The 11847-nt window shown below is 29.7% G+C and carries 11 protein-coding genes and 3 pseudogenes; 8 read left to right on the top strand and 6 right to left on the bottom strand.

The window, feature by feature from the left end:
- The 3 pseudogenes from F7B34_RS03625 to F7B34_RS03615 form a co-directional block, all read left to right on the top strand.
- Positions 1 to 140, top strand: a pseudogene (locus F7B34_RS03625) (formate dehydrogenase); the annotation flags it as partial.
- Positions 141 to 382: 242 nt separating this feature from the next.
- A pseudogene (locus F7B34_RS03620) lies at positions 383 to 733 on the top strand (ABC transporter substrate-binding protein); the annotation flags it as partial.
- A gap of 240 nt (positions 734 to 973) precedes the next feature.
- Positions 974 to 1519, top strand: a pseudogene (locus tag F7B34_RS03615) (ABC transporter substrate-binding protein); the annotation flags it as partial.
- A 36-nt stretch (positions 1520 to 1555) separates the two neighbouring features.
- Here F7B34_RS03615 and F7B34_RS03610 read toward each other — a convergent pair.
- The gene (locus F7B34_RS03610) at positions 1556 to 1978 is read right to left on the bottom strand and encodes a CBS domain-containing protein (RefSeq protein ID WP_292460434.1); all 423 of its coding nucleotides are present in this window, start codon (positions 1976 to 1978) and stop codon (positions 1556 to 1558) included.
- A 227-nt stretch (positions 1979 to 2205) separates the two neighbouring features.
- Between F7B34_RS03610 and F7B34_RS03605 the strand changes: the two genes are divergently transcribed.
- Positions 2206 to 3171: a DUF1611 domain-containing protein gene (locus F7B34_RS03605; RefSeq protein ID WP_292460435.1), complete on the top strand. Its 966-nt coding sequence runs from the start codon at positions 2206 to 2208 to the stop codon at positions 3169 to 3171.
- Positions 3172 to 3255: 84 nt separating this feature from the next.
- On the opposite strand, the gene F7B34_RS03600 is transcribed toward F7B34_RS03605, so the two are convergent.
- Positions 3256 to 4410 carry a GMC oxidoreductase gene (locus tag F7B34_RS03600; protein WP_292460433.1) on the bottom strand — a complete coding sequence of 385 codons (1155 nt, stop codon included), beginning with the start codon at positions 4408 to 4410 and terminating at the stop codon, positions 3256 to 3258.
- 141 nt (positions 4411 to 4551) lie between these two features.
- Here F7B34_RS03600 and F7B34_RS03595 point away from each other — a divergent pair, with 141 nt between their 5' ends.
- From F7B34_RS03595 to F7B34_RS03580, 4 genes are all read left to right on the top strand, one after another.
- Positions 4552 to 5412 (top strand): ribose-phosphate diphosphokinase, encoded by an 861-nt coding sequence (locus F7B34_RS03595; protein WP_292460432.1) that lies wholly within the window; start codon positions 4552 to 4554, stop codon positions 5410 to 5412.
- A gap of 30 nt (positions 5413 to 5442) precedes the next feature.
- Positions 5443 to 5844 carry a Tfx family DNA-binding protein gene (locus F7B34_RS03590; RefSeq protein WP_292460431.1) on the top strand — a complete coding sequence of 134 codons (402 nt, stop codon included), beginning with the start codon at positions 5443 to 5445 and terminating at the stop codon, positions 5842 to 5844.
- A 98-nt stretch (positions 5845 to 5942) separates the two neighbouring features.
- Positions 5943 to 6989 (top strand): mRNA surveillance protein pelota, encoded by a 1047-nt coding sequence (locus F7B34_RS03585; protein WP_292460430.1) that lies wholly within the window; start codon positions 5943 to 5945, stop codon positions 6987 to 6989.
- A 150-nt stretch (positions 6990 to 7139) separates the two neighbouring features.
- Complete coding sequence (locus F7B34_RS03580; RefSeq protein ID WP_292460429.1) at positions 7140 to 8399, top strand: sodium:proton antiporter; 1260 nt, start codon at positions 7140 to 7142, stop codon at positions 8397 to 8399.
- Between the two features lie 77 nt (positions 8400 to 8476).
- Here F7B34_RS03580 and F7B34_RS03575 read toward each other — a convergent pair whose 3' ends face one another.
- From F7B34_RS03575 to F7B34_RS03560, 4 genes are all read right to left on the bottom strand, one after another.
- On the bottom strand, positions 8477 to 9610 hold the full coding sequence (locus tag F7B34_RS03575) for an ATP-binding cassette domain-containing protein (RefSeq protein ID WP_292460428.1): 1134 nt from the start codon (positions 9608 to 9610) through the stop codon (positions 8477 to 8479).
- Between the two features lie 63 nt (positions 9611 to 9673).
- Positions 9674 to 10471: an ABC transporter permease gene (locus tag F7B34_RS03570; protein WP_292460427.1), complete on the bottom strand. Its 798-nt coding sequence runs from the start codon at positions 10469 to 10471 to the stop codon at positions 9674 to 9676.
- Entirely contained in the window at positions 10462 to 11283 is an 822-nt protein-coding gene (gene modA, locus F7B34_RS03565; protein WP_292460426.1) for a molybdate ABC transporter substrate-binding protein, read from the bottom strand. The genes F7B34_RS03570 and modA overlap by 10 nt, the downstream gene beginning before the upstream one ends.
- A gap of 238 nt (positions 11284 to 11521) precedes the next feature.
- On the bottom strand, positions 11522 to 11847 hold a 326-nt coding region (locus F7B34_RS03560; protein WP_292460235.1), incomplete at its 5' end, for an S-layer protein.

The raw sequence follows: 11847 nt of genomic DNA, 5'->3' as shown, positions 1-11847 counted from the left end.
AGTGTGAGGATGTATGTCCAATGGAAATTCCATTGAGTTATATATATCATAGAATGCAGTTGAGGTATAGGGATACAGTTGGATTTATACCTGGTGTGAATGATGAGCTCCCTCCGATATATAATCCAGAGAGGGAATGATTTTTTTATTTATTTTTTTATTATCGTTATATTTTTTATTTCTTTTATTTTTCTTATAGTATATATTATAAAATATATGGATAAATTTATTTATATATAATATGTGGTTATATTTACTTTAAGGAATTATATTATTATTTTCATAAAAAAATCATAACTTTTATATATTATCATAAATATTATACTATGTTAAAATTTACAGAGGTGATACTATTAAAAAATTGGTAGTTTTATTTGTGAGTATGGCTGTTCTTGGAGCAGTCATGCTATGTGGGTGTATGGAGAATAATAAAACTCCTACAAAGACTACGGCAATGGTAAAGCTTGTAAATTGTAAAGGTCAGGGTTCAATGCCTCAGCTTCTCAGCACAAAAGAACTAGATGCAGTAATTGCTTGGGAGCCCATGCCTGAAATATTAAGAACAAAAAATATAGGGAAACCTATTATATATAGTCAAGATTTACCTCCAAAGGGCATGTGGAAAAATCATCCCTGCTGTGTTATTGTAGCATCAGATGATGCATTGAACAATAAAAAACTTGCAGTAACAGAATTCTTAAAATTGATGGTTCTTTCAACTGACGAAATAAATAACAACAAAACCCTTGCAATAGATGCAAGTTCAAAATGGCTTGGCGTAAATAAGAAAACTGAGGCCCTTTCAATACCCCATATTGAATATTTCACAAATCCAAAATTAGATATACCTGGAACATTAGAGTTTGTAAAAGTTATGAATTCACAAGGTTCATTAACTGGTAAATTAAAAGGAGTTAATAATAAAGAAATCATTATAAATACTTTATTTGATTTTAAACCATACAATCAGGTTATGAATGAAATAAACAATAAAATTTCACCAAACATTACTACCAATAATATTCCAACATTAAAAGTTGCATATTTACCAACAGACCACCATGCAGCATTGTTCGTTGCAGCGGAATATCCAGAATTATTTAAAAATAAATACAATATATATCTAAAAGAAATAACACCTAAAAAACAATACGAATTATACGAAAACGGCAAAAAAATAGCAAATGTTGAATTAATACAGGTTTCAGAAGGTGGAGCAAAAATAATGACATTAATGGCTCAAAACCAGGTTGATGTAGGATTTAACGGAGTTCCACCTGCGGTATTTGCTATTGACAAAGGAACAAAGGCAAAAATTATAAGTGCATTGCACGGTGAAGGTTCAGCAGTTGTTGTAAGAAGCGATATTCCAGTAAATAACTGGGATGAGTTTGTAAATTGGATAAAAGAACAGCATAAGGAAGGAAAACAGGTAAAAATAGGTTATCCATTGCCTGTATCAATACAGTATGTAATGATAAAAAAGGCTCTTGAAGCAGAGAATATTACATATACTGAATAAAAAATTATTTTTTATATTTTAATTTTTTAATTATTATTTTTCTAAAATTTTTGACAAAGCTCTGATTATGTCGCCATCAGATACAACCCCAACTAATCTATTATTTTCATCCACCACAGGGAGCTGATTTATTATTTCGCCCTTATTTCCATATTCATCCATCTTTTTTATGGCATCAATAATTGATTTATCAGGGGTTATGGATATTACATCCCTTGTCATAACATCACTAACTTTTGTATCAAGGGTGTATTCATCGAGTATTAAATTATAACCTATATCAGTGGTGGTGATGATACCAATAAGTTTTTTGCTATTACCCACAACAGGTAAGCAACTTATTTTATACTTTAAAAGAGTTTCAAATGCCTTTACTACACCAGTGTCTGGATGAGTATAAATAACATCTTTTGCCATAATATCATTAATCTTAATTTTAACTAAATAATCTTTCATAAATTCCCTCCTTATAATACATAAAATATAACCTTAGAATGCATGTTAATTTATATGGAATTAAATTTATTAAATATCCTATTTAGTTCAAATGAAAAAGTTTATATATAATTAATATTATTCGTTGGAGTCTTTTATAAAAATAAATGATATAATATAGAAGTAAATAATAAATAGAAATAAACAATGTAATATTTTTATAAAACTGTACAAGGGATGGTATGATAATAAAAAGGGCAAAATTATCTCATAAAAATAAAATATCAGACGGATTAGAAAAATTTGCCAATATATACATAGTAGGATATAAGTATCCAAATCACGACCATAGTGGGATTTATAGTATAAATTATGACAATTATGACACCTTTATTTGGACAAAGGAAATTCTTGAACCCTTAGAGGTTAAAACCTGGAAAGAAATCATAATAAATGAGATGAAAAAAGGGAAAAATATATACAATATGGCGAGATTATATAGAATAAACGATTATAAGGAGCTCGTAGATTTTGCTGAAATATATGATGTTGAATTTTTCGACTGCTCAAATCCTAAATTATTCGAGGAATTTAAACAATATGCCGAAATAGGATTAAAAGGTATCAACTCAAAAGTAATTACAATAATGGGAACTGGAAGACAGAGTGGGAAATTTACCACATCCATGATTTTAAAATCCAAGCTTGAAAAATATTTTGAACTCGGCACCGTTGGAACAGAACCTCAATCAAAATTATGTGGTAATGACGAAATGGTAATTCCACAGCTCATACCCACATGTCATGTTGCATCTACAATATTTGGGGCTATTAAAAAAGTTGATTTAAAAGATAAAGATTTAATAATTGTATCCGGGCAGACTGGTATATTTTCAAATCCATTGGAAGTTGGAACTGGAAGAGGTGGTGGGGTTATTAGTTTATCCATCCTTTTAGGTTCAAAACCTGATTATATTATACTTGCATCAAATACTGTAAATATTGACGACATAAAAAGGAATATAAATATTATAGAATTATTAACTGGTAAAAGGGTAATTGGTATTACTATAAATGGTAAAAATTTTAAACGAGATAATATATTATTGGATAAGATATCCCATAAACTAAATATTCCTGTTGCTGATGTTGTAAAGGGCATAAATTTAGATGAATTTATTGAGTATATTGTTGAAAACATAAAAAATAAATAAATTATAAGTAATAATAAGATAATAAAAATAAGATGTAATAAATAAAAAAATATAATAAATAAATTTTAAATTTTAAAATTAATTTTAGAGTAAATTTGCCAATTTCTTACCAATTGCAATTATTCCAAGAATTGGAGGTAATCCAAGAGGCTCTGGAAATACTGAGGCATCACAAACAAATAAATTATCTATTTCAGTTTCAAAATCTTTATTTATTACCTTTCCAATTGCACAAGTTCCCGAAGGATGAGAACCTCTTGGAATGGTTTTATATGCCTTATTTATCCCCATATCTGACAGTATATTTAATGCCTCTTTAAATCCTTTTGATAATAATGCCTCATCCTTTTCTGTTATGTTTTTATATACATAATCCTTTCCAACTACTCCTTTATTCTCATCCCTTATTTTAATCATTAAACTAAATATATCGTTGTTTCTTATGCCCCTATTTTCCTTCTTGATTTCATCATACAACAACATCGAGTAGTGAGGTGAAAGAAGAAAACCATCGTATTTTTTATAAACTGACATTGGAATAGATTTATTCAAATTTACGCCGTCTAAAATGCCTCCGACTGTAATAAATGTATCTATAAAGAGGTTTTTCCCAAGGTGTTCGTTGTCTAATATTGAACTTAATATCCTCGGGGAATTTATACCCCCTGCTGAAACTATGACAATTTTTCCTTCAATTATTTTTTTATTATTGTTTTTATCAAATCCTTCTATATAAAAGAATCCGTTTTCTTTTTTGATATTTGACACTTTAAAATTGCACAGTATTCTGCTATTTTCATTTTTATATTTTAAAAAATCCAAAGGTGTCCATTTTCCACAGCATAACTTGCTTGCACAATTTCCACATGAATTGCATTTATTGAAGTCTATAAACTTTGGAGTTTGTTTAAATCCATAATCAAATAATTTTTTTGTAGTTTCATTTATAAATTCCATGGGAACGGGAGTTATGTTTAATTCTTTTTCAATTTCATAATATATACTATTATTAACACCAATATGTTTTAAATCAATTTTAATACCATTTCCAACTGAATATACCGCAGAACCCCCAAGGGAATTTAAATATAAAATTTTTACGGTATTTCCTTCAACGATATACTGTGGAACCTTTCCTTTTTCAAGTAAAATTATTTTTTTATTGGGGTATTTGTTATTTAACTCTTTAAATATAGTGCTCCCTCCAACACCAGAACCAATTATAATAATATCATACATTTTTTCACTTCATAATTATGATTATATATAGGATAGTTTTAAAATTAATTATAATGAAAAATATAAAGTTTTATAAATAAAATTAAAGTAATTAACTTTTTTATATTATACCTATTATATTTAATATTAGAAGGTGATAATATGATTATTATATCAGGTTCGAATTCTCAGAACTTAGCATATAGGGTTTCAAAATTAACAAATTCGGAGCTTCTAAGAACAGAATTCAAAAAATTTCCAGATGGGGAATTATATATTAGAATTCATGGGGATGTAAAAAACAGAGACGTTTTTTTGATTCAAACTCAAAATAACCAGAATGATTCCATAGTGGAAACTATATTGATGTGCGATGTATTGAGGGATGAAGGTGCAAAATCCATAAATTTAGTAGCCCCTTACTTAGCTTATGCAAGACAAGACAAGAAATTCAATGATGGAGAGCCAATAAGTATCAGAGCCTTGGCTAAATTGTATTCAAACTTATGTGATAAACTCATAACCATAAATCCTCATGAAGTGCATATAGAAGCATTTTTTGATATTCCATTTATACATGGGAACGCAGTAAATAAACTGGCAGAATATGCAAAAGATAAGTTAAACAATCCTGTTGTGCTTTCACCAGACAAGGGAGCCATAGAACTGGCAAAAACTGCATCAGAAGTTTTAGATTGTGAATATGATTATCTTGAAAAAACGAGAATATCCCCAACTGAAATAAAAATAGCCCCTAAAAATTTGGATGTAAAAGATAGAGATATTCTTATTGTGGATGATATTATATCCACAGGTGGAACAATGGCAAAGGCAATTGCCATGTTGAAGGAGCAGGGAGCAAAAAAAGTAATAGCATCCTGCGTTCATCCTGTTTTAATTGGTGATGCATTGAATAAATTATATATCGGCGGTGCCGATGAAGTTATTGGCACAGATACTTATCCCTCCGAAGTAAGTAAAATAAGCGTAGATACTGTTATTGCAGATTTAATAAAATTTTAATGGATTTATATGTTATATAAGAGGGATTATATGGAATCGTTTTTAACAGACACTCAAATAAAGATACTAAAATTAAGAAAAAAAGGTCTTACTCAGGAAGAAATTGCAAAGATAATGAATACAAGTAGGGCGAATATAAGTATGATAGAGAAAAGGGCAAGGGAAAATGTAGAAAAAGCAAGGAATACTTTGAGAATTTACAATGACATAATGGCTCCTGTAAAATTAGTTGTTAAAGAAGGAATAGATGTTTTTGATATTCCGAAGATGGTATTTAAAATCTCCGATGAAAATGATATTCATGTAAAATATAGTTCATTAGAAATACTCGATTTAATACATAAAAATGTAAGAAATAATATCGACAAAAGAATCGTTAAAAAACCGTTTGTTATAAATATTCTTGAAAATGGTGAGCTCTCATTTTATTAGAAATTTTTTGTATATTTAAATTATAATTTATTACTATTACATAAAATAAATAATAAATATTTTTTCCTTTTAAAAAAAGATAATTAAGGTAAGTTATTATGAAAATTATTAAGGAAATTCCTGAAAAAAATATAATTAAGATAATACCTGAGAATTTAGATGACCTCTGGCATCTTTACAATATCATTGAAAAAAATAATGTAGTTTCTGCCATAACAGAACGTAGAATTGAAGATAAAGGAGATAAATTAAGGGCAGATAGGGGAACAAAAAAAAGAGTGTATTTAGGCATTAAGGCAGAAAAAATAAATTTTCATGAGGATACGAATAGATTGAGAATAAGTGGAAAAATAATACATGGTCCTGATGATATTCCACTTGGTTCTTATCACACCATAGATATAGAGCCCCTTACCGAAGTATCCATTCAAAAAAATTGGAAGAGATGGGATTTGGAAAGATTAAAAGATGCAGAAGATTCTGCAAAGAAACCAAAGGTTGTAGTAGTTATTATGGATGACAATGAAGCCAATGTATTTTTAATTAGGGAATATGGTGCAAAAGAAGTGGCATATATAAAATCAGGCCTATCTAAAAAATTAGACTATAAACGGCAGGAGCAGGAGAAATTCAGATACTACAATGAAATAGTCGATGTAATAAGTCCATACAATGGAAAAATACTTGTTGCAGGTCCAGGATTTGGAAAGAATAATTTTCAAAAATATTTATCTGAAAAATACAGGGATATTTATCAAAGAACTATATTTGAATCTACAAACCATACTGGAAGATTAGGACTTAACGAAGTTTTAAAATCTGGGATTATTGATAGGATATATGGTCAAGACAGGCTTAGTAAAGAAACTCAGCTCGTAAATAAACTTTTAGAAGAGATTTCAAAAAAAGGTCTTGCAGTTTATGGAACTGACGATGTTAAAAATGCCTTAAACTACTCTGCAATAGAGACTCTCCTTATAACCGATGAGTTTTTGAGAAAAAATAGGAAAAAGATTGAAGATATAGTGAATTCAGTTGAGGGTATCGGTGGAAAAACAGTAATTATCTCCACAGAACATGACGCAGGAAAACAATTAAAAGGTCTTGGTGGCATAGGTGCAATACTAAGATTCCCTATTGAATAATTTGCAAATGAATAAATATATTAAAATTTTTATTATTTATTTTTAAGTTTTAACTTTTATTATATTGTTATATTTAAATCTAACTATTTACCACAAGTTTTTTATATTGAAGAATCTAAGTTTATACAATGTTTAAAATGGGTGATATATATGGATGTCATATTGTTAATTGGATACATGTCTATTCTTTTTGCAGGAGGTTCTCTGATAGCAAAATTGGCAGAAAAATTTGGTATTCCAGATATTCCATTGCTTTTAATATTTGGATTGTTTATTTCATTTTTGAACATAATGCCAAAAGGCATTGTAGAAACTTCATTTAGTTTTATAGGTAATTTTGGGTTAATAATCCTTTTGTTTATAGGTTCTTATGAAATGGAATGGAATGTTATGAAAAAAGTATTGGGCACCATTGTAAAACTGGATATCGTTGCATTGTTAATACTATTTGCAATATCTGGTGTGATATTTAATTTTGTGTTCAATCTCCCATTGCTGTCTATACTTGGATTTTTATTTGGAGCAATTGTATGTGCTACTGACCCAGCAACATTAATTCCAATATTTTCAAAGATAGACATAAATCCAGAAGTTGCATTAACATTGGAAGCTGAAAGTGTTTTTAACGACCCGCTTGGTATAGTTATGGCACTTATATGTTTATCAGCTATGGGATTGGCTGCTAGTGAAAACCCTATAATTGAATTTACCTCCTTAGCGGTTGGAGGTATATTGTTGGGGTTATTTGCAGGTAAATTTTATGAGCTCATTGTTTCAAAAATTAAGTTTGGAGATTACATAGCACCATTTACCCTTGGGCTTTGTATAGCATTTTGGTATTTCGCAGAGGGTGTTTTTCCACAACTCACAGGAGGATATGAAATTAGCGGATTTATGGCTGCTGCAATTATGGGGCTATATATAGGAAATACACTAACCCATAAAAAAGAACATGAAGAGGACATGAAAAGAGTCTCATTATTCTTTGGGGAATTATCTACCTTTATTAGAATATTAATATTTGTACTGTTAGGTGCAAGCGTTAGTATTCCATTACTGGAAAAATATATTGTGCCTGCAACATTATGTGCATTGGGTTCAATTTTGGTGGCAAGACCTATTGGTGTATTAATCGCAACTTCAATACCCCCCATAAGACCATTTTTGGAACGTGTATATATTGCATTGGAAGGACCAAGGGGGGTAGTACCTGCAACACTATCTGCTATGGTGTATTCTGAAATTATAAGCCATCCAAATATTGTTCCAGCAGCTATAACAAAATACATGCCAGCCCCTGAATTGGCTGGAACGATTCTAATAGCAACCTTTGCAACAATAATAATCAGTGTGATTTTAGAAGCCTCCTGGGCAAAGCCACTGGCAAATATGCTCTTAAATCGGAAATAATATCTTATTTTTTATATTTTTAATAATCAAGTATTTCTAACTTTTTTTAATTTAGCTTCTTTTAGCTTTATTTTATATTAATTTTTTATTTTATTTTTAGAATTATATAATATTCTCACATTTTCTGGTTTAATTATTATATATATTTCATTTCCTTCTTTTAAATTTAACGAATGGATGTTATTTGGTGTTATATACACATTAAAATCTATATTTTCAACATTCACAACTAAACTTATGATATATCCTCTATTTACTATCTTTTTAATTTTTCCAATAAAAACATTTCTTTCATTTCTTTCATTTCTTTCGCTTTTAAAATAGATATCCTTATTCTTATTCTCTATAACAATATTTTCAGGTCTAATTGAAACTTTTACTTTATTATATCCTCCATTATTACAGTGTTTATTGTAATCTAATTCATAGGAATAAAGTGTTAAATTATCAACATTTAAAACAGTTAAATCACCATCCTTTCCAATAATTTCAGCATCCAGCACATTGGTTCCAACAAAATCTGCTACAAAATTTGGGGAAGGTTTGTTAAATATCTCTTCAAGACTGCCTTTTTGAAGCATTACTCCGTTTTTCATTACAACAACCTTATTTGCCAAACTCCAAATATCTTCAAAATCATGAGTTATTTGTAGAACTGTGGTATTGTATTCTTTAATGGCATTTTTTACAAGAGATCTTAATTTACTTCTCGTTTTTACATCCAGAGCACTAAATGGTTCATCCATAAGAAGAAGTTTAGGTTTAACAACCAGAGCTCTTGCTATTGCGGTTCTCTGCATCTCGCCACCACTTAGCGTATTGGGATATCTATCTAGAAGATGGTCTATATTTAAAACCTTTGCAATATGATTAACTTCGTCTTTTATTTTTTCTTTGTCTTTAATCTTTTTCTTTAAACCATATGCAATATTGCCAAAAACAGTCATATTTGGAAACAACATATAATCCTGATAAACTATACTCATATCTCGTTTTTCAGGGGGGAGGTTTGTTATATCTATTCCATTGATAAAAATCTTTCCTTTTTCAGGCGTATAAAATCCTGCTATGGTTTCTAACAGTATGGATTTACCGCTTCCAGTAGGTCCTATAATTATTAAATAATCCCCTCTTTCAACAGTTAAACTACAATTTTTAAGATGGAAATTTCCCAACCGAATATTTAGGTTATCTATTTTAATAAAAGACATTATTTCACCATGTTATAATATAATATGTAAATATATACATTTAATACATTTATGCACATTGCCTTATATTTTAGACGAATTGCTGTTCCTTCCTTCAAATTTCTCAAATATTAATATTGCAAGAAATGATATTATTATTAAAACGATACCACTTGTTATTGCCATTCCTATATTTCCATAGGATATATTTAGATACAGAGTTATAGGGAGTATCTCTGTATTCATGTAAGAACCTCCTGCAAGTATTAAGACCGCACCAAATGCACCCATACATCGTGCAAAAGTTATAATCGTAGATGCGAATAGACCATTTCTCGCCAAAGGTAGGGATATATTTTTAAATGTTTCGAGCTCACTGTATCCAAGAAGTCTTGAAACAAGTTCATACCGAGGATTTATTTCTTCAAATGTGGAGTAGATTATCCTTATCCCATAGGGTAGTGCAGTAAATACCTGGGCAACAACTATTCCAAGCTTTGTAAATACAACAGATATTCCGATATATTCAAGGAATTTTCCAATATATGTTTGACCGAATAATATAAGTAAAGCTAAACCTAAAACCAACTCTGGAAATGCCATTGGTAAATCAAGTATGGATTTAACAACATTCTTTCCTTTGAATGAAAAACGAGATAATGAATAACCAATTGGTATGGAGAATACCAATACAACAAATGTTGAAATTACTGAGGTAATGATGGATAATTTTATAGAATAAATCATTTCCGCAGTGGTTATTGACTCTAAAATATCTTTTGGATTTGGGACTAAAAACAAAGATGCTATTGCTATAAAAAGTAAAAATGTAAATAAAAATGTAGCAAATATGCAGGATTTCCTAAATGAAATTAATTGCATGGTTCAAACCCCCATTTTTTCCATATAGTTTTTGCCTCATCACTTGAAATATAATCGTTAAATTCCTTCGCAAGTTTGGGGTTTTTTGATTTTGCTGCAACAGCTGTTGGAATTGTTTTTATTATGTTTTCATTCTTTGGAATCTCAATAACATCTATTTTTCCTTTTGATTGAGCCCAGGTTGTCATATCCTCCCAAATAATAGCTGCATCTGCCTGATTTGTAGCTATATATATCAAAAGTTGATTTGCAGTTGGTGTTTCCATGATTATATTTTTATTTTTACTTATATTTTTCCAAATGTGGTTCTTTTCAAATAGGTTCTTTGCCACCTTTCCAATTGCACATGCTTTTGGGTCTCCTATTACAATCTTAACACCTGGTTTTGTTAAATCATTTAAACTTTTGATGTTCTTTGGATTTCCCTTTGGAACGGCAATTGTTGGCACATGGTAGGTTATATTTTTAACGGTATCGTTCAAAACCAAACCCCTATCCATGGCATCTTTTGTATATTTGTAGGCTCCAGGAATAAAAACATCTCCTCCTGTTGTAGATAAAACACCAAACAATTCTGCACTTCCTCCATAATGCACATGTACTTTTGCCCCGGTTTTTTCTTCAAAATTTTTTACGAGCTCATTCATGGGTTTCATTAAACCTGCCCCACATAATATAGTGATGGTGTCCCCACCTGCTGCTGAATTTTCACTATTTTTACTATTGTTTGATGAAGTTTGATTTTCTACACATCCACATAAGGTTCCTAAAAATACAATTCCGATAATTGAAATTAAAATAACTTTTTTCATAACTCACCTCATTTATTATTTAATCACATATGGGATGTAATAATATATATATTACTATTTAAATATTATGTTAATTATATTTAATTACTGGCTATGGCAAATATCGATTAAAAAGGTGCTATGTTATATTAAAAAAGCAAAAAAGTTTTAAAAAAATAGATATTATCAAATATATCGTTATTGTCCTTGTAAATTTTATAAGGCTATCTGTCTAATAAAAAAGAAAAAGAAATATAATTTAAGGTTTCTCAATTTTAACAGCTTTTCCATCCTTCCATTCTACGAATATTGGTTCTGATGGAATGTCATCCAATGTTTTGAAGTATTCCACAGCCGCCTTTGTTCCCCATCTGTCAGAACCTGCCAATAGTATTACAGTATGGCCGTTTATTATTTGTTTTTCTATAACTCCTTTATGCTTTCCTGGGTAGTTATTTGTTATTTTAGCTGGGAATGTCCAGAGGTATTTCTTAGCCAATGGGTTTGCCACAGGACCTCCAACTAAGATACAGTCTTCGGTTATTTCCAATGGTTGATTTATTAATTCGGTGGTATTTTTAAGGT

Source organism: Methanothermococcus sp. (assembly GCF_015523155.1).
GTDB lineage: Archaea > AGJL01 > Methanococci > Methanococcales > Methanococcaceae > Methanofervidicoccus.
Note: the sequence above shows the minus strand (reverse complement) of the source record. Positions and strands in the feature narration are given on the sequence as shown.